The 25,637-nt window shown below is 72.9% G+C and carries 14 protein-coding genes; 6 read left to right on the forward strand and 8 right to left on the reverse strand.

Annotated elements, in window-relative coordinates; all coding sequences use genetic code 11:
• Positions 1–365: 365 nt before the first annotated feature.
• Positions 366–755 carry a DUF3224 domain-containing protein gene (locus tag OG948_RS25900; RefSeq protein WP_406298749.1) on the forward strand — a complete coding sequence of 130 codons (390 nt, stop codon included), beginning with the start codon at positions 366–368 and terminating at the stop codon, positions 753–755.
• A gap of 969 nt (positions 756–1,724) precedes the next feature.
• Entirely contained in the window at positions 1,725–3,290 is a 1,566-nt protein-coding gene (locus tag OG948_RS25905) for an ABC transporter substrate-binding protein (RefSeq protein WP_406298750.1), read from the forward strand.
• Between the two features lie 136 nt (positions 3,291–3,426).
• Here OG948_RS25905 and OG948_RS25910 read toward each other — a convergent pair whose 3' ends face one another.
• Positions 3,427–4,131, reverse strand: coding sequence for a PaaI family thioesterase (locus OG948_RS25910; RefSeq protein WP_406298751.1), 705 nt, complete (start codon positions 4,129–4,131; stop codon positions 3,427–3,429).
• Positions 4,132–4,278: 147 nt separating this feature from the next.
• On the opposite strand from OG948_RS25910, the gene OG948_RS25915 reads away from it, so the two are divergent.
• The 4 genes from OG948_RS25915 to OG948_RS25930 all read left to right on the forward strand — a co-directional run bounded on the left by OG948_RS25915 (position 4,279) and on the right by OG948_RS25930 (position 9,997).
• The gene (locus OG948_RS25915) at positions 4,279–5,139 is read left to right on the forward strand and encodes a MaoC/PaaZ C-terminal domain-containing protein (protein WP_395869457.1); all 861 of its coding nucleotides are present in this window, start codon (positions 4,279–4,281) and stop codon (positions 5,137–5,139) included.
• Between the two features lie 1,375 nt (positions 5,140–6,514).
• Positions 6,515–7,591, forward strand: a complete 1,077-nt coding sequence (locus OG948_RS25920) for a Zn-dependent alcohol dehydrogenase (protein WP_395869455.1) — start codon at positions 6,515–6,517, stop codon at positions 7,589–7,591.
• A gap of 147 nt (positions 7,592–7,738) precedes the next feature.
• A complete protein-coding gene (locus OG948_RS25925) occupies positions 7,739–8,668 on the forward strand; it encodes a 3-oxoacyl-ACP reductase (RefSeq protein ID WP_406298752.1) in 930 nt (309 codons plus the stop codon).
• 180 nt (positions 8,669–8,848) lie between these two features.
• Positions 8,849–9,997: a hypothetical protein gene (locus tag OG948_RS25930; RefSeq protein WP_395869451.1), complete on the forward strand. Its 1,149-nt coding sequence runs from the start codon at positions 8,849–8,851 to the stop codon at positions 9,995–9,997.
• 141 nt (positions 9,998–10,138) lie between these two features.
• On the opposite strand, the gene OG948_RS25935 is transcribed toward OG948_RS25930, so the two are convergent.
• From OG948_RS25935 to OG948_RS25965, 7 genes are all read right to left on the reverse strand, one after another.
• Complete coding sequence (locus OG948_RS25935; protein WP_406298753.1) at positions 10,139–11,932, reverse strand: ATP-binding cassette domain-containing protein; 1,794 nt, start codon at positions 11,930–11,932, stop codon at positions 10,139–10,141.
• A 4,159-nt stretch (positions 11,933–16,091) separates the two neighbouring features.
• Positions 16,092–17,858, reverse strand: a complete 1,767-nt coding sequence (locus tag OG948_RS25940; RefSeq protein WP_406298754.1) for an ABC transporter ATP-binding protein — start codon at positions 17,856–17,858, stop codon at positions 16,092–16,094.
• Positions 17,859–18,208: 350 nt separating this feature from the next.
• Positions 18,209–18,346, reverse strand: a complete 138-nt coding sequence (locus OG948_RS25945; RefSeq protein WP_020549100.1) for a VenA family class IV lanthipeptide — start codon at positions 18,344–18,346, stop codon at positions 18,209–18,211.
• Positions 18,347–18,425: 79 nt separating this feature from the next.
• Positions 18,426–20,243, reverse strand: a complete 1,818-nt coding sequence (locus OG948_RS25950; RefSeq protein WP_406300340.1) for an alpha/beta hydrolase family protein — start codon at positions 20,241–20,243, stop codon at positions 18,426–18,428.
• A 5-nt stretch (positions 20,244–20,248) separates the two neighbouring features.
• The gene (locus OG948_RS25955; protein WP_406298755.1) at positions 20,249–23,347 is read right to left on the reverse strand and encodes a lanthionine synthetase LanC family protein; all 3,099 of its coding nucleotides are present in this window, start codon (positions 23,345–23,347) and stop codon (positions 20,249–20,251) included.
• Positions 23,348–23,687: 340 nt separating this feature from the next.
• A complete protein-coding gene (locus OG948_RS25960) occupies positions 23,688–24,359 on the reverse strand; it encodes a response regulator (protein WP_406298756.1) in 672 nt (223 codons plus the stop codon).
• Positions 24,356–25,618: a sensor histidine kinase gene (locus OG948_RS25965; RefSeq protein ID WP_406298757.1), complete on the reverse strand. Its 1,263-nt coding sequence runs from the start codon at positions 25,616–25,618 to the stop codon at positions 24,356–24,358. Before OG948_RS25965 ends, OG948_RS25960 begins: the two co-directional genes overlap by 4 nt.
• Between the last annotated feature and the right edge of the window lie 19 nt (positions 25,619–25,637).

Below are 25,637 nucleotides of genomic sequence, written 5' to 3' on the forward strand. Positions count from 1 at the left end.
GGAGTCTCCTTCCGCGTTCATGCGCAGGTAGTGGTCCCGGCCGCGACCGATGTCGCGGATCCGGCAGTTGGCGATGCGGTGAAGCACCGAATCCAGGGACGGATTGCCGCCGGCCTCAAGTCGGCGACGGACGTTCCTCTCGCCGGATGCGTCGAGCGATGCGTTGCGTTGCGCTGCGCACGCGGGCCGCCGCAGTGGTACCCGGCGGGAAACCGGGTGACGCCACCGACGTGTCCGCTCGAGTGCGACCCCGGCCCCGAAGTGGTGTCCGGGCACCATGAACGGATGGCCACCATGGCGAACACACCAGGGCAGTCGTGAGCCGGCAGTCAACGGTGGTACGGCCGCGGTTAGCCTTGCTGATCATGGATGATCAGGAGCACACCATCGAGGCCGAGTTCGAGATCGTCGACTTCGACGAGACGGTGTACGACGAGCCGGCCGAGGGTCCAAAACGGACTCGGGTCACAATTCGAAAGCACTACAGCGGCGTGATCGAGGGCACGGGCGTCGCCGAGGTGCTCACGGTGCAAGGATCCGCCGGCGGTGGGTACGTGGCGTCCGAGCGAATCGAGGGCACCCTCGACGGCCGTCGGGGCACCTTCGTCATTCAGCACAGTGGGCTCGCCGATGGGGACGACCAGAGCAGTGGCGGGAGCATCGTCCCCAACTCGGGGACCGACGGGCTCGCCGGCATCTCGGGGCAGGCCATGGAGCGCCGGTTCCAGGTGCTCACCCTCGTGTACACGCTCTGAGGGCTGCCGACGCCGGCCACAGCCGGCAGCCGACGGATTTCACACGCAGGCGAAGGCGGTATTCCCACCTGCCGTAACTCTTGGTGGGTGTCGCGGCCGGGTGCCTCCCCGCCAATCGGCCGCGAGCGGGAATCGGAATCGGCCGCCGGCGGACGCGCATGCGCGCCAGGCGCTCCAGCGTGCGGGTTCGTGCCCGCGATGGGTCCGGCGTGGTGGGGGAGGATTGGCGACGCCGACTGCGAGATGTTCCGCATGCGCTCTTCCGCGCCGCGTCGGCCCTGGTCCAGGTGTGGATCGGCGACTCGCACGCTCGCGTCGTGTTCCCCGTGCGGTGCGCGCGCTCGCGCCTCTTCGCGACGGGTGCGGATCGGCGACCGCTGCGTGCCGGCGCGGCCTGCCGGGTGGGTCCCGTGTGTGTCTGCTCCCGCCTGCGCCGCCTCCGCGACCGCCCCGCACGCGCGTCGGGTTGCGTGTGGGCTTCGGGGTCTCGGATCGGCGGCTCTCGTGTCCCCCGGCCCGCCCGTCCCCGTCCCCGTCCCCGTCCTGGCCGCCCCGTCCCGGCCTCGCGTTGCCCGCCTCGGTCGTTTCGGTCCGCCTCCCGGTGTGGTCCATGTCGTGTTCCGGGGGCTTCGGGTGGTGCGTGATCGGGACTGGGGTGCGTGAATCGGATGGTGCGTGAATCGGCTCGGGGGTGCGTGATGTGGCTTGGGAGTGGGGTCCGAGGTGGGGGATATCGGGGCATCGGTCGGTGGGTCAGGGAAAACTGACGGAGAGTCACCTTGGTCGATGGAATTTGGGGATTGGGGCTGCGGTACCGTCACGGACGGTGCGGAATTGTTATTTGACGGACCGTCAGATTTCTCCTTACCGTGGCCGTATATCCACGTCTGGATCAAGGAAACGACGCCACCCCGCTCCCGGGACGGCGTGCCTTGTGCTTCCCGAACGCAGGAGCGTCCCGTGCGAACCGTGAACTCGACACCCCTCAAAACCCGCCTGGTGCGCCGCGCGGGCGTACTCGCGGGCCTCGCCGGCCTCACGCTCGGTGCCACCGCGTGCGGTGGCGACGACGACGCCGGCAGCGGAGCCTCCGGCTCGATGACGGTGCTCATCACGCAGGAGGCCAAGGGCATCGACCCGATCATGACCACCGTGTCGTCGCTGACCGGCGGCAATCAGGCCGCGGCCGTGTTCGACATGCTCTTCTGGATCAACCCCAAGACCGGCAAGGCCGAGCCGCAGATCGCCGAGAGCGCGACCGCCGGCGAGGGCAACTCGGTCTGGACGATCAAGCTCAAGCCCAACGTGAAGTTCTCCGACGGCTCCGCGCTCGACGCCGAGGCGGTCAAGTTCAACTGGGAGCGGCACGCCGACCCGGCGAACCGTTCGGTGCAGTTCACCGCCGTCAAGGGGATGAAGTTCGACGCGGTCGACGCGCAGACCGTCAAGGTCACGCTGCCCGCCCCGAACGCCCACTTCGACCTGGTCGTCGCGCACAACCTGGCGTTCATCGGTTCGCCGACGGCGATCAAGGCGGACCCCAAGCTGTTCGCGCAAAAGCCGGTCGGCGCGGGCCCGTTCAAACTCAAGACGTGGATGCGCGACTCGCAGCTCACGCTGGAGCGCAACGACTCGTACTGGAGCCAGGGCAAGCCCGCGCTCAAGGAGTTGATCTTCAAGCCGGTGATGGACCAGAAGCAGCGCCTGGCCGCGCTGTCCTCGGGCCAGGCCCAGCTCATGACGACGGCGCACTTCCCGTCCACCGAGCAGGCGCGCAAGGACGGCATGACGGTCACCCTCGACCCCAAGAGCGGTGGCTTCATGACCATGTTCGACACGTCCAAGCCGCCGTTCAACGACGCGCGCGCCCGCCGCGCGTTCGCGTTGATCATGAACCCGGACGACCGTAACCAGACCATCCAGGGTTCGCCGGGCCAGACGCTCAAGACCCTGTTCCAGCCCGCGTCGCCGTTCGCCAACCCGGACGCGGTGTACGCCACCAACAACCGGGTCGAGGCGCAGAAGCTGCTCGACGAACTGGCCGCCGAGGGCAAGCCGCTGAACTTCACGTACACGACCAACAGCAGCGCGAGCGCGCGGCTGACGGCCGAGTACTGGCTCACCCAGATCGGCAACATGAAGAACATCACGATGAAGACCGAGTTCCTCGAGGGCGCGGCCTACATCCAGAAGGTGTTGATCAACAACGACTTCCAGGCCTCGGAGTTCGTGATCACCTTCGACGAGCCGGAGCCGGTGCTGTACAACTTCACCCACTCCAAGGGCTCGGAGAACCGCACCAAGTGGAACGACCCCGTCGTGGACAAGGCGCTCGACGACGCCCGCAACAGCGACGACGCGGCGGTGCGCAAGGCCGCCTACCAGAGCGTGCAGGCGGAGATCGTCAAGGAGGTCCCGTTCTTCTCCTACGAGAAGTCCTTCGCGGCGGCGGTCCAGGGCAAGAACACCAAGATCGAGGGCCTGGCGCTGTTCGAGGACGGCCTGATCCTCTTCGACCGGATCGCGCTCAAGTAGTCGCATCCGACGCCGGCCGAGCCGACGCAGTGAAGTGACGCCACGTCAGGGACGTACCCACGGTACGTCCCTGACGTCGTGTCAGGTGAATCCGGGCCGGCCGCACCCGGTCCGAAGCGGTTGCGGGCCGCTCGGATCAGCCGCGCGGCGCGGCCCGGATGAACAACGCCTCGGCGTCCGCGACCAGTTCGCCGTCGGCGTACGACCGGGCGGTGACCCAGGCCTTGCGCCCGTCCACGCGGGTGACGCCGGCCTCGTAGTCGATGCGCGTGTACAGCGGCGTCGCGCGACGCATCCGCACGGTCAGCCACCCGGTCATCCCGAGTGCCCCCGCGCCGGACTGCGCGCAGCCCATCACCTCGTCGAAGGCCGCCGCGACATAGCCGCCGTGCACGCGCCCGTACGGCCCCTCGTACGCGGCGCCGAAGGTCACATGCGCCCGCACCAGTTGCCCGTCGCCGGTGATGTGCAGCGGCGGCGCGAGCGGGTTCGCGGCGCCCACGAGCGGGCCGCGTTCGTGCAGCGCGAGATCGCGCGAGGTCGGTGTGCGCTCGCCCACACGGGCCAGTGCGGCGATGCGATCCGCCAAATCTGATACATCGTCAGCTACGCTTTCCAGCGAGCTCTCCGCGCCCTCCGGGTCGACCGACTTCACCGCCTCGATCAGGCGGCGGGTCGCCTCGGCCAGCCGGTGTCGCGCCGCGCGTCCGGTGCTGTCCGGGTCCGGGCGCGGAGTCCAGGTCAGGCGCAACTCGCGCAGTACATCGTCCGGTATCGGCGGCGGGGCGAGGGCCTCGTCGGCCTCGCGGGTGTCCGTGGGTTCGCGGGCGGCGGCGGTCATGACGGCTCCTGGGTCGGAGTGGCCTGGCTTCGGCCGGGCGAATGGCCGATCATTGCATGTAAAAAGAACGAGTTCTAGTTTTGACGGGCCGCCGTCGCAGGCGGCGCCGTCGTCGTACGGAATCGCAGTCACAGTAGAGGAGACGTCATGCCGATCGATGCCGCGAAGGCCACCGGAGCCGAGCCCCGCACGGGTGAGATCGCCTGGTCGAACAAGGACGTGATCCTCTACCACCTGGGCCTGGGTGCGGGCACGCCCGCCACGGGCGCGGACGAGCTGCGCTACACGTACGAGAAGAACCTGCACGTGCTGCCGACCTTCGCGACGGTGGCGGGCACCAAGGTCGGCGGCAGCCTCTCCGCGCTGCCCGGCATCGACATCAACCTGCGCGCGGTGCTGCACGGCGGCCAGGAGATCGTCGTGCACAACCCGCTGCCGGCCAAGGCCAAGGGCGTGAAGGCGACCAGCCGGGTCGCGGACGTGTACGACAAGGGCAAGGCCGCCGTGATCGTGCTGGAGTCGTCGGCCGAACTCGAGGACGGCACCAAGCTGTACGACTCGCGCGCCGAGATCTTCGTGCGCGGCGAGGGCGGCTTCGGTGGTGAGCGCGGGCCGGTGACCAAGATCGACGTGCCCGAGCGCGCGGCCGACCACACCATCGACGTGCCCACCGGTGCGGACCAGGCGCTGCTGTACCGCCTGTCCGGCGACTGGAACCCGCTGCACGCCGACCCGGACTTCGCCAAGGCGGCCGGCTTCGACACCCCGATCCTGCACGGGCTGTGCTCGTACGGCCTGACCCTGAAGGCGGTCGTGGACAACGTGCTGGGCGGCGACGTCTCGCGGGTCAAGCGTTACCGCACCAAGTTCGCCGGCATCTTCTTCCCGGGCGAGACGATGCGTGTCCGGGTCTGGGAGGAGGACGGCAAGCTGCTGATCAACACCTCCGCCGTCGAGCGCGACGACGCGATCGTGCTCTCCGACACGGTGGTGGAGTACACGTCCTGACGACGCGTCTTTGCCGAAGCGGCGCGGTACGCCGGGGAACCCGAGGTCGCCCCGACCTCGCGACCCCGGCGCCCCGCGCCACCCGCGCCTCCGCCCCGCGATACGCCCCGCCTCGTGGCCGAACCCCGCGATCCCCCGACCCGGGGCCGACCCACATCACCCGGCCCGAGCATCTCCGCCGCACCCGGTGCCCCCACCGTGCCTGCCCGAGCGATAGGCCCGCCGCCACCTCCGCCCCCGCGCACCCGCCGCCCGCACCCGCCGCCGCGCCGACCCGCGCCGCCCGACCCTGCCACTGCGCCCGTCCAGGGCCACCGCCGCGCCTGCCTGCGCCGCATGCCCGCCCCACGCACCGCCGCCCACGTCGCAGGCCGCCCGCACCTGTCGCCCCGTCCGCCTCGACTGTGCGGGCCCGTCTCGCCGAGCCCTCTTGGGTCCCCATCTTCGCGCGCCTGTCCTCGCTGTACGCGCGGCATCGCCCCCGCGCAGTCGTCGACCAAGTCGCTCGAGCTCCGTCCGCCGTCGTGTCCGCCCTGCACGCGCTGTGCCTGCGCTGCCCGCGCCTGCGACCGCATTGGCATGCTGCCTGCACCCGCACCCGCGCCGCCGCGCGCTCCGTCCGCCGCTGCGCCCGCCCCGGTACATCGCGCGCCTGCGCTTACCGCATGCGCGTCGAAGTCCCTGTTTCCCGCGCAGCCGCGCAGCCGCCGGCCGGCGTGGCGCGTGTGCCCGCCGTCGCGTGCGCTCCGCATCCGCCGCGTCTGCGCTGCCGGCGCCTGAGAACACGACGACATGCTGCGTGCCTTCGCCTTGGTGCCACGCCGTGCCCGTCCCGCGCCTCGCATCGTCGCGCCCGTCCGGCCGCCGGCCGAGCTTGGCGCCGCGCCTGCCCTGCGCTCATCGCACCCGGCGCGCCTGCGCTGCCTGCGCCTGCGCCTGCGACCGCGCCAACGGGCTGTGTGCAGCCACCGTTGCATCCGCCCCGCGCCGCCGCTCGCGCTGACACCCCGCGTCCGCCCGCACCCGCCCACGCTCGGGACCCTGCCTGCGCCCGGCGCCCGCCCACACCTGAACCGCCACGCCCGTCCCGCCGCGCGGGTCGCCCGGGCCCCGCCGTCGTGCGCACCCGCCCCGCGCCCGCCGCATCCGCCCGCGCTGCCCCCACCCCGCGTCGTTCGTGCCCGTGAGCGCAGCGCCGTGCGGCGTGTGTTCGCCGGGCGGGTGTGTGACCTTGCCTTGTCCCGGGCCGGATGCCTTTCGCCTTCTCGTGGGGGCGGATACCTTGACCGTGTCATTGGTCTTGAGTCAAAACGAGAACAAGTTATAGTTCTTGACCGGGCCAAGTATTGGTTCGCAGAAAGACGAGGGAGCCCCCATGCGCGCAGCGGTTCTGCACGAGACCGGCCAGGACAAGCTCGACGTCCGGGATGACGTCGAGGCCGTGGGCATGGGCCCGGGACGCGTGCGGGTCAAGCTGCACGCGACCGGCGTATGTCACTCGGACCTGTCGGCGATGACCGGCGTCCTGCCCCAGCCCGCGCCGTTCGTCCCCGGCCACGAGGGCGCCGGCGAGGTGGTCGAGGTCGGCGACGGCGTGAGCACCGTCGCGGTCGGCGACCGGGTGATCATCTGCTGGGCGCCGCCGTGTGGCGTGTGCAACTACTGCCGCGGCGGCCAGTCCAACCTGTGCCTGGCCGGCTTCATGAACGCGGGCACGCAGAACTTCACCTTCGGCGGCACCCCGTCGTACGGCTTCACCGGCACCGGCACCTTCGCCGAGGAGGTCGTGGTCGCCGCGCCGTGCGCGGTCAAGGTCGCCGACGACGTGCCGTACGAGATCGCGGCGCTGATCGGCTGCGGCGTCACCACCGGTGTCGGCGCGGTGTTCAACAGCGCGCGGATCGAGCCGGGCGCGTCCTGCGCGGTGATCGGCGCCGGCGGCGTGGGCATCGCGGTGATCCAGGGTCTGCGCGCCGCCGGTGCCGCCGAGATCGTGGCCATCGACCCGGCCGAGTCCAAGCACGTGTGGGCCAAGCAGTTCGGCGCCACGCACGCGATCACCCCGGACCAGGCCGCGGACGCCAAGCGCGACCTGACCGCCAATCAGGGCTTCGACTACGTCTTCGAGGTGGTCGGCAAGTCGTTCACCGCGCGCAGCGCGTACGACCTCACCCGCCGCGGCGGCGACGTGATCATCGTCGGCGCGGGCGCGATGGACGACAACGTCTCGTTCAACATGTTCGAGCTGTTCTTCGACCAGAAGCGCATCATCGGCAGCATCTACGGCGGCGGCGACATCGTCTCCGAGTACGAGCGGATCACCAAGCTGTGGCGGGCCGGTCGGCTCGACCTGGAGGCGATGATCACGCACCGCCTCACCCTCGCCAACATCAACGACGCGTTCGACCTGATGAAGAGCGGCGAGTCGATCCGCACCATCGTCACCCTCTGACCGAGCAGCACCAGAGCCCCCAAAGCGAGCGGCGCCGTAATCCGCAGCCCGCCCACCCGTGACAACGGGTGGGCGGGTGGGCACGACAACGCCCAAGCCAACCAAGACGCGACCGCAGCAAAGCCACCGACCCACGGGAGTTACCGCATGACCACGTCGCTGGATGGCAAGGTCGCCGTAGTCACCGGCGCCGGCCGGGGCCTCGGCCGCGCCGAAGCCCTCGAACTCGCGAAGCAGGGCGCGGCCGTCGTGATCAACGACTTCGCCCCCGAAGGCAGCCCCAACCCGGCCGACGACGTCGTCGCCGAGATCGTCGCGGCCGGTGGCAAGGCCGCCGCGCACCGCGGCGACGTCTCCGACTTCGACGCGGCGGGCAAGCTGATCCAGCTCGCGATCGACACCTTCGGCTCGATCGACATCGTGGTCAACAACGCGGGCATCCTGCGCGACCGGATGATCTTCTCGATGACGGAGCAGGAGTGGGACTCGGTCCTGGCGGTGCACGCCAAGGGCCACTTCAACACCACCCACCACGCCTCGAAGTACTGGCGGGAGAAGTCCAAGGCGAGCGGCGGCGCGGTGTACGCGCGGGTGATCAACACCGCGTCCGAGGCGTGGCTGGCCGGCTCCGCCGGGCAGCCCAACTACGCCGCGGCCAAGTCGGCGATCGTGGGCCTGACCATGTCCACCGCGAACGCGCTGGTCAAGTACGGCGTGCGGGCCAACGTGATCTGCCCGCGGGCGCGCACCGGCATGACCACGCACGTGTTCGGCGAGAGCGCGAACAACATCGCCGAGGGCGAGATGGACCCGCTGGCGCCCGAGCACGTCGCGCCGCTGGTCGCCTACCTGGCCAGCCCGGCCGCCGAGCAGATCACCGGCCAGGCCTTCGTGGTGCACGGCGGCTTCGTCGCGGTGATCGAACGCCCCACGCTCCAGGCCAAGTTCGACTCGAAGCAGGCAACCTTCACGCCGGACGAGCTGGACCAGGTGCTCTCCGCGCACTACGCGGACAAGAAGCTGGGCGCCGGCTACACCGCCGACGACCTGCTCTTCCTCAAGCGCGACCCGCGCTGATTCCCGATCCGCGGGGCCGGGGGCGGCGGAATCGCCCCCGGCCCCGCTTTCGCCCACACCGTTGACACGTGTCGTGACGCGGCCGCGCAGGGCTCCGCGCGGATCACCGCGATCGGGCCGCGGCCGGCCGGCCGCCGCTACGAGGGGCATCTCTCGTACCGCACCAAGAAGGGGTTCCCCGTGCTGACCTCCGCCGACGACTTCCCGATCCACCAGACACCCGAGCCGGTGGCCACGCCCGCCACTTCGGACCGCAACGCGTACGACCGCTACTGGTTCAACGGCTACGACCGCGACGGCGCGTTCTACTTCGCGTTCTCGCACGGCCTGTACCCGAACCGGTTCGTCGCCGACGCGCACTTCACGATCAGCGTGGACGGCGTCCAGCACAGCCTGCACGCGTCCCGCCGGGCGCCGCTGGACCGGTTCGACCTCACCGTCGGCCCGGTCGGGATCGAGGTGCGCACGCCGCTGAAGGTGCTGCGGGTGTACGTCGAGCCGAACGAGCACGGGCTGGGCTGCGATCTGACCTTCACCGCGCGCGCCGCCGCGATCGAGGAGGAGCGCACCACCACCCGCAACGGGCACCACGTGATCATGGACTCGACCAGGTTGACCCAGCTCGGCGTGTGGTCGGGGACGGTGACGCTGCCCGGCGGCCGGATCCTGGAGATCGACCCGGCGACCACCCTGGGCACCCGGGACCGCTCGTGGGGAGTACGGCCGGTGGGCGAGCGTGAGGGCGGCGCGCCCAAGCCGTTCAATCCGATCCTGTGGTTGTGGACGCCGATCCACTGGGCGGACGAGGTCAGCCTGTGGGCCTCCTTCGAGCGCGCGGACGGGCACATGTACCACGTGGACGGCAAGCGGGTCGCCGCGACACCGTTGGGCACGCTGCCCGACCCGGCGGACGTTCCGGTCCCCGAGGACCAGCCGGTGTTCGAGAAGCTGACGCCGCATCACCACGCGCTCACCTGGGTCCCGGGCACCCGGCGCATCCAGGGCGGCGAGTTCCACATGACCGACGGCGCGGGCGAGCCGTTCGCCTACCGGATCGAGCCGATCGGCACCCGCGGGCTGCTCGCGGGCCTGGGCTACCTGCACTCCGAATGGGGCCACGCGGTCTGGCAGGGCGAGCTCAAGGTCGGCTACGAGAGCTGGGAGCTGGACAAGGTCGACCCGCTGCAGTTCGACCGCCAGCACCAGCAGCAGGTGATCCGGGTGACCGAACTGACCGGCGCGGGTCGGGTGGGTGTCGGGGTGGCCGAGCAGTTGTTCTTCGGCCCGCACGAGCCGTACGGCTTCACCGAGATCCTCGACGGCGCCTGAGTCGGTGCGTGGGACGTGCCCGAGACGGCGCGTGGGACGGCGCCTGAGTCGGTGCGTGGGACGTGCCCGAGAGGGCGCCTGAGTCGGCGTGTGGGACGCGCCCGAGTCACGACGGCCCGGGGCGCGCGGGATCGGGTCGGGTCAGCGTCGGACCCGGCCCCGCGCGTTCTCCTCGGTGCGGGCGGGCTTGCGCTCGAACCAGCCGACCGGGTCGGTCGGCCGCTGCTCCCACGTGCCCACCAGATCGCGGTAGAGCGCCGATTCGGCGAGCAGTTCGTGATGGGTGCCCAGCGTCGGCCGGTTGCCGTCCATGAGCAGGATGTGGTCCGCGCGGCGCGCCGAGTCGATCCGGTGCGCGATCACCACCAGGGCGCCCGCGCGGGTCGCGAACGCCGCCTCGGCCAGCGCCTCGGTGGGCGGGTCCAGGTGGCACGTGGCCTCGTCGAGGATCACGAAGCGAGCGGGGGACAGGTACGTCCGGGCCAGCGCGATCAGCTGGCGCTCGCCGGCGGACAGCGCGCCCGGGTCGGCGATCCGCGCGTCGTAGCCGCCGAGCCGGGCGATCAGTTCGGCCGCGCCGACCAAGCGCACCGCGCGGTCCAGATCGGCGCGCGCGACGTCCGGGTCGAGGTAGCTCAGGTTCTCGTGCACGGATCCGGCGAAGACGTACGCCTCCTGCGGGACCACCGCGATCGTGGCGCGCAGCGCGGGCTCGGGCCAGTTCGGGAGCAGGGTGTCGGCCAGGGCGACGGTGCCCTGATCCGGCGCCAGCAGGCCGGCCAGCAGGGCGGCGAGGGTGGACTTGCCGATGCCGCTCGGGCCGACCACCGCCAGATGCGAACCGGCGGAGACGGTCATCGTCAGGTCGCGGACGACCGGCTCGGCGAACGGGCCGTAGCCGAAGGTGACCCGGTCCAGGACGAGACCACCGGAGCCGGACGGGGCGGGCGCGGGGCGGGCGGCGGGCATCGGCGCGGGGTCGGTCGTCTGGGCCAGGCGGCCGGCGACCACGAGCAGCTCCAGGAACCAGCCGCCCACGGTCGCGGTCGCGGCGCGCACGGCGGGCTCCAGGTGCTGGGCCAGGTACAACGCGGCACCCGCCACCTCGCCGGTGCTCAGGGTGCCGTCGCGGACCAGCCAGGGCGCCGCGATCAGCACGGCGAGCAGCGGGAGTTGGCCGCCGAGGGCGACCACGAGCAGCCGTAGCGAGGAGGCGCGGGCGAGCAGCTTGGCGGCGCGCGCGCGGGCGTCCACGGCGGCGCCCAGTTCGGCCACGACACGCTCCTGTGCGCCGCACGCGACCACGTCCCGCAGACCGGCGACGGTGCGACCGGTGTGCGCGGCGATCTCCTCGTCGGCGAGTACGAGGGCGCGCCGGCGCCGGGCCAGCGGCGGCAGCAGGCGTACGAACAACCACGTGGCCAGGCCGAGGGGGATCAACACGAGCGGAAGCAGAATGGGCGCGAGGACGGCGAGGCCCAGCAGCGCGGCCACGATCGTCACGCCGAGCTGGCGCAGCGTACGCAGGAGCGACGCGGTCAGGTTGCGGCAGCTCTCGACCTGCTCGGTCAGCCGGGCCACCGCCGCATCCGCGCGCATCCCCGCGCCGGGATGCCCGGACGTCGCGTCCAGCACGGCGTCGGACACCACCCGGCGCACCAGGGTGTCCCGGATCGGCTCCACCACGGCCGCCAGGTGCGGGAACATCGCGTACGTGGCGGCAGCCCGAATCAGCATCGCCAACGCGAGCATGCCGAGCAGCACGAACCCGACACCGAGCCGCCCGGCCAGGAACCCGCGATCGAGCGCGGCGGCGAGCAACGCGCCCGACAACAGCGCGGGAATCCCCTCCGCCACCGACCACCCGAGCACCCGCCCCAAGGCCGCCCGCCGCGCCCGCAACAACCCCACCAACAACGCCTGCCCGGCCCGCAACCCACCACCGTAGGGGCCGGCACTGTGCCGCCGGCGGGGTCGGGGGACGCGGGGGGTTTGGGGGGAGTTGCGGGGCCGGCGCGGGGAGGCGCCGGATTCGGGCGGGGAGGTGTCGAGTCCGGGCGGGGAGGTTGGCCCGTGCGTGGAGGTGGCTGGCCCCGGCAGGGGGGTGCCGGGTCCGGGCGGGGAGGTGTCAGGCCCGTGCGGGGAAGTGCCGGGTCCGGGCGCGGGGGTGCCTGGCCCGGGCGGGGAGGTGTCAGGCCTGTGCGGGGAAGTGCCGGGTCCGTGCGGGGGGATGCCGGGTCCATCCGGGGAAGTGCCGAATCCGTGCGCGGAGGTGTCGGGTCCATGTGCGGAAGCGTCGGGTCCGGGCGCGGAGGTGCTGGGTCCGTGCGGGGATGTGTCGAATCCGAGCACGGAGTTGCCCGACCCATGCGGGAAAATGTCGGACCCGGGCGTGGAACTGCCTGGTCCGTGCGCGGGACTTCCCGGCCAGGGTGGACGGGTGCCGGCCCTGTCCGGGGAACTGCCGAACCCAGACGCAGAGTTGCCTGTCCCGGGCGGAGGGGTGTCGGGCCCATGCAGATGGGTGCCGGATCCATGCGAGGAGTTGCCTGGCCCATCCGGGGAAATATCCGATCCGGGTGTGGAACTGCCGGGTCCATGAATGGAACTGCCGAGCCCGGGCACGGGACCGCCGCTTGGCTGTGCGGAGTTCTCGGGCATCTGCGGAGAGCTGTCGGACCCTTGAGGGGAGTCGCCAAGCCCGTGCGAGGAGTTGCCGGGGGAGCGTCCCGCGTCGTCCGCGGCACCATCACCATCGCGGACGCCCATCGCTCGTCCCCGTCCCCACCACGAGCGGGCCGCACGCACGCCAGAGCCACCTCCGTCCTGACGCCCACCACCGCCACGCCGCCGATGCCGAGCGGGCCCACCACGGCCAACACGGCCGTCGCCCGACGGACCATCAACCGGACCCAGCGGCGAGGACACGTCGCGTCGGAGCGGCTCGATCGAGGGCGGGGTGTGTGCGGGAGTCCCCGGGCTGCCGCTGGGCGGAGTACGGTCCGGGATCTCCGCGGCCGAAGGGGCATCGCATCGAGGCCGCTCGATCGCGGCGCCGCCGGTGGGTGGGGTGTCCACGTGGGTCGGGTTCGCGGCGCCCGGGGCTACGTCACGTCGAGACGGCTCGGTCACGGGCGGGGTGTGTAGGGCAGCGCCCGGCTCGCCACTCGGCAGCTCCCGCGCCGGGATCCCCACGGCCGAGGGCACATCGCATCGAGACGACTCGATCCCGAACCCACCGGTCGGCGGGGCGTTCACGGTGGTGCCAGGGTTGCCGCGGGTCGGAGCCTGCGTCGGGATCCCCGCAGCCGGGGGCGCATCGCATCGAGGCAGCTCGGCCGAGGGCCCGCCGGTGGGCGGGGCGTTCACGGTGGCCCGGTGACTCGACCGTTTGGCCCCCCGAGTCCGCCATCGGCGCCCGCGAGCGACGGGTTCGGTCGTCGCAGCCGCGTACGCGTCCGCCCGCACCGAGTCTTCCCCGAACTCCGCTCCGCCTCCCACCCACAACACCCGCCGCCGCCCACTACGACCAGGAGTTTCTGCCGTGCCTGCGTGCTCCTCCGGCACAGGCACGGAGAATCCTCCCGACTCCGGGCCGTCGCCCACCCACAACATCCGCCGCCGCCGCTCACCCCGGCCGGGGGTCTCGTCCGCGTCCGCGTCCTCCTCCGGCGCGGCCGAGAGCCCTTCCGCTTCCGCACCCGCCCACGAGATACGCCGTCGCCTACTCCGACCGGGGGTCTGAGCCGTGTCCGCGTCGTCCTCCGTCGCGGGTGTGGAGAACCCCTGCGATTCCGGGCCCGTGCTCGCCCATGGCCCACGTCGTCGCCTACTCCGGCCAGGGGTCCCGGCCACGTCTGAGTGCTCCTCGGCTGTGGTTGCCGGGAGTTCTTCCGACTCCGGGTCCGCGCCTGCCCAGGACACGCGCAGCCGTCGTCCACTTCGGTGGGAGGCCTGAGCCGAGTCCGTGTCGTCTTCCGGTGCCGGTGCGGGGAGTTCTTGCGATTCCGGGTGGGCGCCTGCTCCGGACACCCGGCGCCGCCGTTGTCCACTTCGGCCGGGGGGCTGAGCCGAGTCGGCGTCGTCCTCCGGTTCCGGTGCGGTGAGTTCTTTCGATTCCGGGTCCGCGCCTGCCCGGGACGGGCGCCGTTCCCCATGCCGGTCGGGGACCTCGGCCCGGTCCATGTTGTCCTGCGTTGTGGATGCCGGGAGTTCTTGTGATCCCGGGTCCGTGCCTGCCCAGGCCACACGTCGTCGCCTACTCCGGTCGGGCGTCTCGGCCGGGTCCGCGTGCTCTTCCGGTGCAGGTGCGGGGAGTCTTTGCGATTCCGGGTGGGCGCCTGCTCCGGACACCCGCCGCCGTCGTCCACTTCGGCCGGGGGGCTGAGCCGCGTCCGGCTGCTCCTCCGGTGCCGGTGCGGGGAGTCCTTGCCATTCCTGGGCGGCGCCTGCCCAGGGCAGGCGCCGTCGGCGGCTCCTGCTGGAGAGGGCAGCTGCGTCTGTGTCGTCCCCCGGTGCAACCGCAGGGGATTCTTCCGATTCCGGGCCGGTGCCTGCCCACACCAGTCGTCGGCGTCCGGCTCGACCGGGAGCCGGGGCTGCGCCACTGTCGTCTTCGGGAGCGAGGGACGAGTCTTCGTTCGGCACGGGGTCCGCGTCCGCCCACGGCACGTGCCGGCGTGTGCCCTCGCCGGGGGTCTCCGTGCCTTCACCGCCGTTGGTGGGCCCGCACGAGGAGGCCGTGTTCGTCTCCGGGGCCCCGCTTGCCCACGTCGCCCGTCGCCGAGCGCTCCGCCCTCGTGCGGCTCGGGAGCGCCACCGCCGAACACGCGGGTCGGGGGCCTCGGTCGCCGGAGCATCGCCGGAGTCCGGGCCGGTGGTGTGCGAGGCACGAGAGGGGTCCGGGTCCCACCCCGGCTCCCTACGCGAGCCTTTCCCCACCGAGCCGCGAGCCGGACGGGATACCTCCTCGGGACCCTCAGGGGCCGGCGGTTCGGCGCGACGTCGACTCGGGTTCCATACCGGGACCACCACGCGTCGGCGTCGCCCGGTGGGTCGTTCCGGGGCGGGGTTCGGCTCCGTGGTTCGGTCGTCCTGTGGCCCGTCGTCGGTCATCCGGCTTCCCCCTTCGGCCTCGGCCTCGGCAACATCGCCGGGCTCCGTGCTGTCCTCGGCGGCGATCGACGCCCGTTGCCCATTCCCTGGAAGCGCCGAGCGCGCCGCGTGCACGGTCACCGCCGAACACCAAGCCCACTCGCCGGACCGGCCCTCCGCCGCCGCGCGCCCCGCCCATTCACTCGCGCCGTCCCGCAACGCGCCGCTCGCCATCGCCGCCCCGCCGTCCGCCGCCACGCGCCGCGTCCGCTCATCCGGGGTGCCCTGCCCGCCGCCCCCATCCGCCGCCGCGCGCCCCGCCTGCTCATCCGGGGTGCTTTGTCGGCCGTCGGTATCCGCCGCGTTTGCCACTGCCGCGCGCCCTGCCCATTCGCTCGGGCGGTCCCGCAACGCGTCGCCCGCCATCGCCGCCCCGCCGTCCGCCGCCACGCGCCGCGTCCGCTCATCCGGGGCGCCTTGTCGGCCGTCGCCGTCCGCCGCCGCGCGCCCTGCCTGCCCATCCAGGGTGCTTTGCCGGCCGTCGGCATCCGCCGCGTGCCCTACCCGCTCACCCGAGGCGTCCTGCCCGCTGTCGGCTTCGGGCGGGCCTGCCATCGCCGCGCGCCCAACCCACTCACCCGAACCGTCCCGCAGAGCGCCGCCCACCTCCGGTGTCCAGTCCGTCCGTATGCCGCCCGCGGCCTCCCCTGCCGCCCCGCGTCCCGGCGCGACGTTCCCCGTTCGTTCGCCCGGTGCTCTCCGGTCCGTGTCGCCCACCTCTGCCGCACATCCCGTCCACGCGCCCAGCGGCTCCCGCGCAGGGCCGCCTTCCATCGCCACGCGTCCCGGCGGTCCGTCCGAGGCGGCTCGCGTGACCCTGTCCGCCGCGTGTTCCGTTCGTGCCGGGTGGCCGTGTTGCTCGTTCCGGGGTTCGGGTTCGGTGGGGCGGTGGCGGTTCGGCGGAGGTTCGTTGGTGTCGTCGGTCATGTGACCCCGTGCCTCATCGGGTCGTGTTCGGGTCGGGGACGCGGGTGGTGAAGATCGCGCGGTAGGCGGGGTCGCTCCAGAGTTCGGCGTGGGTGCCGATCGCCTTGATGCGGCCCGCGGCCAGCCAGGCCACGAAGTCCGCGCCGGCCGCCGCGGTCGCGCGGTGGGCGACGACCAGTCGGGTGCGGCCCGCGAGCCCGGTGCGGAACGCCTCGTGGATGTGGTGTTCGGTGACCGTGTCCAGGCCGCTGGTCGCGTCGTCCAACACCAGCACCCGCGCGTCCTGTACCAACGCCCGCGCCAGACCCAGCCGTTGCACCTCGCCTCCGGACAGCGCGAGCCCCTGGGTCCGGGTCGCGTAGCCGGCCGGCAGCCGACGGACGAAGTCGTCCGCGAACGCCATCCGGGCCGCCTCCGTCACCGTCTCCGCATCCGCCCCGGGCCGCCCGTACGCGAGCGCCCCCGCCAGATCCGCGCCCACCAGGACCGGCCGCGGAAACGCGTACGCGATCGCGCGTCGCAATTCGCCGCGCGCCAACCGGGTCACCGGCATCCCGTCCAGGAGCACCTCGCCCTCGTCCGGCTCGCGCAACCGTCCCGCCAGCGCGGCCAGCGTGGACTTGCCCGAACCGGACACCCCGACCAGGGCGACACACGCGCCCGCCGGCACCGTCAAGTCGATCCCGTCCAGCACCACCCGGTCCGCGTCCCGACCCGGTTCCGACACCCGCACGCTCACCCGCCGGAAGGTCAACTCGCCCCGCCCCGGCGGCAGTGTGCGTGCCGTCCCGTAGCCGGCCGGCTCGACCGCGAGCAACTCCGCAGCCCGAGTACGCCCGGCCCGCGCGTGGGCGACCCCGACGAGTGCCTCGACCTGCTCCAGGAAGCCCAGTCCCAGCGCCGCGTACCCGGCCGCCGCGACCAGTTGGCCGGGCGGGATCCGCCCCTCCGCGAGCAGCCGGCCGGCGATCGACAACACGGTCAACTCGACCATCGGCGCGAGCAGCAACACCTGGGCGACCGCGTTGCGTTGGGCCCGCCACAAGCCGTGGCCCGCGGCCGACAACTCGGGCAGCGGGGCGAGGATCCGAGCGATCTCGCGATCCCGCGTGCCGCAGGCCCGGATCGTCCGGGCCCCCGCGAGCGCGTCGGTCAGCCGGGCGGCCAGGCCGCTCTGCACCACCTGGTAATCGGTGAACAGAGCGGTCGCGCGGGTCATGAACAGCCGTACGACGAGCAACCCCGGCAGCAGGCCGCCGAGAAAGCCGACCGCCAGCCACGGATCGATCAGCGCCAGCGCGACGATGCCGCCGATCGAGGTGACCAGCGCGCCCAGCGTGCCGAGCAGCGAGGGGACCAGGCCGGCCGCGTCGGGCGCCGCGCCGACCAGCCGGGAGGTGACATCCCCGGCGGCAAAAGGATTCCGCGCGCCGGTGCCCAGATCGGTGACCTGTACCGCCAGTCGCCGGCGCAACCGCGCGGTCAGGTCGGCGGCCAATCCGGGACCGGCCATCTCGGCCAGCACACCCGCGAGCAACCCCAGCGCCAGTACGGCCACCAGCCGCACGGTCGGTCCCGTCGCGGAGTCGCCGCGCACCACCGCGTCCACGGAGCCGGCGACGGCCGCGGGCAACAACAACGCGGCGATCGACCCGGCCGGGACGGCGAAGGCGAGCGTGAGGGTCGCCCCGGGCGCGGTGCGCAGCGCGGCACGGAACCCGGTGCCGGTGCGGTCCACCCGCTTCGGGGTGGTCTGCGTGGCTATCGGCACATCGGCCACAGCATGACTCCTCGGGTGCGCGGACCGTGGAACGGGGCGGCGCCCGAACGGCGCCGTCGCGACGAAGAAGGACGACGAAGAAGGAGAGACGAAGACCAGGAGACGAAGAAGGAAGGAAGCACGAGCGGCGTGCCGCCCGCCCGGAACCGGCCGCGATTGCCATGCTGAGGATCGGCCCGAGACCGGGAGCTCCTGATTCCGGCAGGAACTCCCGGTCCCGGGTTCGTACTTACCGGCTCGACCACCGGCTCCTCGACCACCGACTCACCGCTGCGAACAACGGTTCACCGCACGGATGCCGGTCCGTCGACGCGCACACCGCCCAACCGGCCGGCGACGCGATCCCGGAGTTAGCTGATCGTGAAGATCAGGCAGGTGACGAGCAGGCAGGTGAACTGACACCCGTTGCCGCCGTGGCCGCCCAGCTCGACCGACTCGGTCTCGGGGAGCTGCTGCAGGGCCGCGAGGTCGGTCTCGATGTGCTCCATGGTGATTCTCCTTCGGGACGGTGCCGCCGTCGCGAGCGGTCGCCCGCGACGGGTGGTGCGGGGCGGTTCCCCCCTGTCGTCACACCCGGCCGGTTTGCAGGAAACCGGTCAGGCGGGCGTGGAGATCGGGTGCCCCATCCCCGGTCAGGACGTCGTGGCCCAGACCGGGAAGCTCCAGGTAGCGAAATTCGGTGCCCTCGACCCGGCCGCGGCCGAGCAGGGTGTGGCGCAGGGTCCGGGACTGGCCGACCGGGATGGTGTCGTCCCGGTCGCCGTGCACGAACAGCAGCGGTACGGCGATGCGATCGCACACCGCGACCACGTCGCGCGGCCCCTGTTCGTCGGCGTACTCGGTGTCGCCACCGAGTCTGGTCATCAGCGCCCGGATCGGCACCGAGGCCTCGGCGATCAACCGTGGTCCGGACAGGAACGGCGCCACGGCCAGGCACCTCGACCACACGTTCGGCGCGAACGAGGCGGCCAACAGCGCGAGATAGGCCCCGTAGCTGACCCCGAACAGAGCGGGCGGGGCGAGTCCGAAGGCGGCCCGCTCGGCGCCGATCGTGCGGCCGATCGCGGTCACGTCGGCGAGGTCCGGGCCGCCCCACGCGCCGTGCAACTCGCGGGCGAACTGCGCGCCGTACCCGGTGCTGCCGCGCTGATTCGGCGCCACCACCGCGATGCCCGCCGCCGCGAGCCGTTGCAACAGCGGGTCGAACTCGAACCGCCACGCCGCCGCCGGCCCGCCGTGCAGGGCGAGCAGCACGTGCTCGGCCGCGCGCCAGTCCGGACCGCCGTACACGATCGACTCGACCGGCCCCGTGCCGCCGACCAGCAGCTCCAGGTGGGCCGGGCGCCAGACCGGCCGGGCCGCGTCGTCGAACCCGATGAACGGGCCCGGTTCGCCGTCCTGGCGCCACGTGCCGGGCCGATCCGGGTCCAGCCGGGCCAGGCAACTGGGCCGATCCGGCGCGGAGTACGGGATCCGCAGCCCCTGTTCGGTCCACCGGCCGACCGCGCCCAGACAACCGTCCGGCGTGGCGACCTCCACCAGCGTGCCGTCCTCGGGGGTCCACACCGCCAGCCGCGAGATCGCGCCCCGATCGAGTTGGAGCGCCACCCGGCGGCCGTCCGGCGCGATCGCGATCGGCCGCACCGCCGCGTCGGGCAGATGTACCAGCTCCGGGAAGCGCACCCGCCCCGGCGCCTGCGCGCGGTCGGCGGGCAGCCGGATCCAGCCCAGCCGGTCGCCGCCCGGCGCGTCACTCGCGATGACCAGCAGGCCGCCGCCCGGATCGGCCAGCAACAGCCGGTCGTTGCTGGCCTCGGTCAGTTCCAGGAAGGGCCGCACCGTGGCGGTCTCGAAGTCGAGGACGACGGTCTTGATCCGGCCGTCGCGCACCTGGTCCAGCGCCAATCGTCGGCCGTCCGGTTCGAGTCGGACCCCGCCGCCGTACAGGCCGGACAACTCGGCCACGGGGTCCAACCGGCCGTCCTCGCGGACCAGCCACACCGTGGTGGACGGCGTCGTGTCGGCCCCGAGCGCGAGCGCGAGCGCGTCCGGACCCGGGGACGGCAGCAGCCGCAGGCCGGGCAGCCGAACCGTGCTCAAGTGCCGTTCGCTGCCCGCCTCGTCGGCCTCCAGCAGGACCAACTCGTGCCGGCCGGGCTGGTGTCGGCAGATCAGCACCCGGCCGTCCGGCAGCGCGAGCAACTGGCTGTGCAGCCGCTCGGGCGCCCCGGTGCCCACCGGCAGCGCGCCACTGGCCCGGCCGGGCCGCAACGACCAGGACTCGACCCGCCAGGTGCCGTCGCCCGGCGTGGCCAGACACGCCGCGTGCCCGCCGTCGGCCGCGAACGACCAACTGATCCGGCGCAGCGGTCGCGTCGTCACCATGGTGTTCACGCGTCCTCACCGTGCAACCAGAGCCGGCCGCCGCCGTGGCCGAGCCGCAGCAGGAAGCCGAGGACGCCCGCGGTGCCGGTGCCGTACGAGGCGGAGACGCCGATCGCGGTCTCGTCGGCGGGCACCCGCAGGCCCTCGATCAGCGCGGTCCGGGCCCGGAGCTGGTCGGCCAGGTCGGCGGCGCGAGTGCGATGGCTCTCGTCGTCGAGCAGTTCGGCCAGGTCGAGCAGGAACTCGCCGTTGCCCGCGAGGCCGTGGCACGCGGCGGTGCCCGAGTGCCAGCGGGCCCGATGGACCGCCGCGCCCGCCCGCTCGGCCAGGTCGCGGTGCTGCGGATCGCCGTCCGCGCGCCACAGCCGGACCAGGAGGGTACCGACACCGGCCGAACCGCTGCACCAGTGCGCCAGTCGTACGCCCGCCGGATCGCCGGGGCCCTGCGGCCACCACGCGGTGTCGCCGTCGGCGCGCACGGTCCGGGTCAGGGTGCGGGCCGCGGCCCGGGCGCCGTCGAGGCAGCTCTCGCGGCCGGTGGCCAGGGCGGCTTCCAGCAGGAACGTGCCGACGCCGGCGACGCCGTGCGCGAAGCCGAGGTGCGCCGCGCCGGCCAGGCGCGAGTCGAAGTCCTTCGGGACCGGCCACAGGGTGAGGTCACCGGCCTGCCGGGCCGCGCCGAGCAGCGCGTCGGCGCACGCGACGACGCGCTGCCGGAACCGCTCGTCGCCGGTCGCCCGCCACATCCGGACCTGGAGCAGACCGGCCCCGGCGGCACCGTGGCACACATCCGGATTGGGCCACGTGATCGGCACCCGCAGCGCCTCGTCGACGGCCGCGGCGGCGAGCTTCTCGTCGCCGAGCAGGGCCGCCGCGTCCTGCAGGGCCCACGCGGTGCCGGAACGCCCGAAGTGCAGGCCGGGCAGGACCACCGGTTCGGCCGCCGCCCGATCGCGCAACCACGCCGCGCCGTCCTCGACCGCGCGATGCAGCGCGTAGCGCAGTCGAGGTTCGAGCGTGGTGGTGTGCGCGGCCCGGGCCAGTACCCCCAGCACACCGGCGGCGCCGTACTGCACGCTGCACGGATCCATCGCCGCCGCGCCGGCCGTCATCGGCCACAGCCGATCCACCCGCCCCGGCGTCATCGTCGCGATCAGGTGGGCGAGCCCGTCCAGGAGCAGCGGATCGTCCTCCGGCGGCTGCGGATGCGGCGGGACCTTGTCGCCCTCGGTGTCCGGATGCGGCCGAGGCCCGTCCGGCGCGTCCTGGCGCGCGGCCACACCGACCTCGGCATCGGCACTCGCGCCCGCGAAGCCCCGACCGCCGTCCCCGCCACTCCCGCCTTTTGGCCCGGCGGCATCGCCGTCATCGCCGACCCGCCCGGCCACGGCGCCGTCATCGCCGTCCCGGCCGACAGCGGCGCGATCCCCGCCGTCCGCGCGCTCCCCGCCGTCCCGACCCCCGTCCGCACCCTCCCCGTCGTCACCGTCGTCACCGGAGACGCCCGCTCCCGAACTCGGGCCCGAGCCCGCCCCGACCCCGCCATCCACCCCCGCGACGTACGCGCCCAACCGCTGCACCGTCCACCGCGCCGTGGGCTCCTCGTGCCACAGACCGCGGATCGCCGGCGCCAGCCGCCGTGCCGTCTCGCCCTGCCCTGCCGCCAACTCCAGCCACGCGCCAAGGCGTTCCACCGTGCTGCGGCTCGCCCCCACGTCCTCGGGCAGGGCCGGGTCGGCGCCGGTGGCCAACAGGAAGAACAGGCCGCCCAGGCTGTACAGATCGGCGGCGGGGTGCACGCGATGCCCGCCGTCGGCGGTGGGACGCTGCTCCGGCGCCCGATAGCCGGGAGTACCCGCCGCGCCCGCCCGGGAGCCGATCTCGGCGGCCAACTCCAGGTCCACCAGACGCACGGCGTGGTCCGGCCCGACCAGCACGTTCGTCGGCGACAGGTCGCGGATCACCAGGCCCTCGTCGTGCACCGTCCGGACCAGCCGGATCAGTTCCTCGACGATGCCCCGGGCCCGTGTCCAGGGCACGTCCGGGTCCTGCGCGTGTCGGCCGACCCAGGTGCGCAGCGGCTCGCCCGGAACCCGCTCCTGGGCCAGGAAGATCGTCTCGGCCTCCTCCACGAGCGCGACGTGCCGAGGAGTGAGGCCGGTGTGCGCGAGCCGCCGCATGAGCATCGCCTCGTGCCGCAGCGCGGCGCACGCGTCCCGCCCGGAGCGGTCCACCTCGATGTGCGCGCGGGCCTGCTTGACCACGACATCGCTGTCGTCGGTGGTGTCCCGGCCGACGAAGACGCCGCCCTTGGCCGAGTGCCGCAGCGCCGAGGTGACCGCGAAGCGGCCCGCGATCAGCACCCCCGGGGGCCGGGCCGGCGCGGGCGTGGCGACGGGCGCCGAACGGGCCCGCCGCACCAGCGGATCCGGTGCCCACGGCGGCGGGGTGAACCAGGCCTCCCGGGCGTCGTCCACGGCCAGCCCGTCGGGGTCGGTGAGCACCGCCCGGTAGCCGCCGTCGTTGCCGAGCACCGCACGTCGGCCGAACCCGCCGTAGCGGTAGTGCACGACGCTGCCCGGTCGACACGGCCGATCGGAGAGGATGCCCGGCCCGCTCAGCTCGCGCGTCACCTCGTCGAGCGCGTCCACCAACTCCATGAACTGCTCGTCGTCGTCGGGATAGACGGTGATGAACTTGCCCGCCGAAGCCCGGTCCGCCTCCCGCGAGTTCAGCATCCGCAGCCGCTCCGTGTCGCCGGCGAACTTGAACGCGACCCGGCGCGGCAGGAGCACGTCGCAGACCCGGCCGAGCACGTGCGGGGCGTCTCCGGTGCGCGCGCTGACGTGGATCTTCCAGCCCTGGGCGCGGGCCGCGTGGCCCGGCGGTCGTACGGTGCACCAGAAGTCGTCCGAGCGCACGTCCCACCCGGCGCCCGCCTCGGCGGGGTCGGGCCGACCGGCGGCCCGACCGTCGTGATCCTGTTCCCGGGCACCGACCGCAAAGCGGTCGAGCGCCGCACGGACGCGGTCGACCAGGTTCGTACCCGGCGCGCCGTGGCCGCCGGTGCGCTCCGCACGGTGCCCACGAGTCGTCGTCGCCATCCCTGGACTTCCCCCTCGACTGTGCCCTCGCGCCCCGGTCGGCGATGCGCGTCGCGCTCGTCGACCGGTGCCCGGAAACGGTTGTCGAACGACCGTTGTGACTCGGTCGCCGACATGGCCGCCCCGCCTCGGATCGCTCCCCCCGGCGGGACGGCATGACCGTACGCAGCGCGTTCGGGCCACCTCAACGAGTTGCGGCAGCCTTCACCCCTTTGAGTGAAGTGACCCGCATTGAGGGTTGGTTGGTCAGTTGATCTGCATATTTCCGAACAGTCGATATCGGCGCAGGTCAACGGGATGGCATGGGGGCAACCATGCGGCTGGGAATGGGCTGATCGAGTTACTCGCCGATTCCGCGCTGTTGGGCCAGGATCGCGGCCTGGACCCGGCTGCGCAGGCCCAGTTTGGTGAGGATCCGGCTCACGTGCGTCTTGGCCGTGGCCTCGGCCATGTCCAGGTGTTCGGCGATTCGCTGGTTCGACATGCCCCGGCCCAGGCACGCGAGCACGTCACCCTCGCGCGGCGTGAGCGACGCGAGCGCCTCGGCGCCCACCTCGGGCCCGTCCGCCGGTCCCGGGCGGGAGGGGCTCGCGAACGCGTGGATCAACCGGCGGGTGACCTCCGGCGCCACGAAGCCGTCGCCGCGCGCGACCAACCGGACCGCCTCGACCAGGCGTTCGGCGTCCACCGTCTTGAGCAGGAAGCCCGCGGCGCCCGCGCGCAGCGCGCCGAACACGTATTCGTCCAGGTCGAACGTGGTCAGGACCAGGACGTCGAGGCCTTCCGCGGTCAGCTCGCGGGTGGCGCTGATCCCGTCCATGCGGGGCATCCGCACATCCATCAGCACCACGTCCGGGCGCAACGACCGGGCCAGTTCCACCGCGTTCTCGCCGTCGACGGCCTGGCCCACCACCTCGATGCCCGTCGCCGCGTCCAGGATCAGCACCAGTCCGGCCCGGACCGCCGCCTGATCCTCGGCGACCAGCACGCGCAGTGTGTCGATGTCGCTCACCCGGTCCCACCCTTCGGCCCCATCGAGGCGTTGTCTCCGGCGCCGCGCACCACGTCGTCACCGCACGGGAGTTCGGCCCGTACGTACCATCTGCCGTCGCGCGGCCCCGCCTCGAACACGCCGCCGAGCAACGAGACGCGCTCGGACATGCCCACCAGTCCCGCACGGGCGCCGGGCAGTCGGGTCACGTGCTCGGGATCGATCCCGTTGTCCCCGATGATCACCACGTTCTCGGCACGATAGGCGAACACCATGCGCAACCGCTGCGGTGTGGCGTGCTTGAGCGCGTTGGTCAGGGTCTCCTGGACCACCCGATAGGCGGCCAGGTCGACGGGCGTGGGCAACTCCCGCACCACGCCGGTGACCTCGATGTCGACGATCAGCCCGGCCCGGCGCACGTGTTCGACCAGCCGATCGGTCTCCGCCAGACGGGGTACGGACACCGGTTCCTCGGGGGTGTTCTCCGAGCGCAGCAGGCCGATCATCCGGCGCATCTCGGTGAGTCCCTGCAGGCTGCTCTCCCGGATCACCTCCAGCGTCTCGCGCAGTCTGGCCTCGTCCATGCTCTTGACCGACAGCGCGGCGGTGGACTGGACCGCCACCGCGCTCAGGTGGTTGGCGATCACGTCGTGCAATTCGCGCGCCATCCGGGCACGTTCGGCGACCACGGCGGCCTGGTGGTCGAGTTCGGCCAGCCGCGCGGTCTGGGTCGCGCGCAACCGTTCCACCTCGGCCTTCTCGCGGTGTTCGCGCACCGAGAAGCCGGTGAGCACGGGGGAGATGCCGACCAGTCCGATGTAGAAGATGGACAGGACGAACAGCCGGAACTCGCGGGTCACCGCCCAGACCGTGCCCGCGCCCAGGATCAGCACCACCACGTTGCCGTACAGCAGCCCGAACGCCAGTCGCGACGTGCCGTACAGGCACGCCGCGTACAGCACGTCGGACCACATGATCAGGCCGCCGATGGAGGGCCCGAGCGCGATGTCCACGCCCTCGCAGGCCATGCCCAGGAACACCGCGAAGCGCGGAGACGTGCTGCGATGGCACTCGGCGACGGTCAACGGCAGCAGCGGCAGCAGCCGCAACCACCGGCCCGGGTCCCACGCGCCCCAGATCAGGTAGGAGTTGGTGACGAGCAGGACGAGGGCGCCCGCGAGGACCACGCCGCCGATCGCGCAGTCGCGACGGATCGGCGGCGCGAGGCCGGGGAGATGGAAGGGCAGGGGGCGCTGCCACGCCGAGGTCGGATCGCTCACGCCCCCATCCCAACATCAT

This window comes from Embleya sp. NBC_00888, assembly GCF_045207655.1.
Lineage (GTDB): Bacteria > Actinomycetota > Actinomycetes > Streptomycetales > Streptomycetaceae > Embleya.